General features: G+C 51.1%; 2 pseudogenes. Both read right to left on the bottom strand.

Features of this window, described 5'->3' with window-relative positions:
- Nucleotides 1–244: pseudogene (locus TOI97_RS13210) on the bottom strand (RNA-guided endonuclease InsQ/TnpB family protein); the annotation flags it as partial.
- 27 nt (nt 245–271) lie between these two features.
- A pseudogene (locus TOI97_RS13205) lies at nt 272–583 on the bottom strand (RNA-guided endonuclease InsQ/TnpB family protein); the annotation flags it as partial.

The raw sequence follows: 583 nt of genomic DNA, 5'->3' as shown, positions 1-583 counted from the left end.
TGGCTCGTTGAGCTATAGCCAACTTTTCCTCAAGGCCACGATAGAAGCGGCCCGCTTCTAGCTTGGTGCCATCCGAGCAGGTGGCTGTATCAGTTAAGCCAAGGTCAATACCGATGCGATCTTGGCCGGCGGGTATCTCAGCATGCACATCCACCACTACATTGAAGTACCAGCGGCCACGGGCATCTTCATTGAAACTGGCCGAGCGAAACTTGTATTGGTTCAAACCGTAGCTGTCCCACACCTTAAAATAGTGGCCGTTGTGGTAGATCTATCCGTTTTTCCATTGCGCCGCACCTGTATTGACGGGTATCCAGCCCAATGAGCGGCGTACACCACCTGATTTGCGCCAGTTCAGCCGCACTTTCTTAAACTGCTTGCGGCGTGCGACATACTCACCTGCAATGCACTGCAAGATTTGGCTGTGCAGCCCAAGCTCTTTACCTGCGCCCTTAGTGTAGGGATACATATCAAAAGCAGACAAAAACACACCACGCTCTTTAATCGAGCGTTGACTTAATTCATTAACAAAGTCCCAAACGAAATTGACGCTGCGAGCCATGCGGTTTAGCAAGGGCACATG

Source organism: Denitrificimonas halotolerans, assembly GCF_034259425.1.
Classification (GTDB): domain Bacteria; phylum Pseudomonadota; class Gammaproteobacteria; order Pseudomonadales; family Pseudomonadaceae; genus Denitrificimonas; species Denitrificimonas halotolerans.
This window is presented reverse-complemented; position numbering and strand designations above follow the sequence as displayed.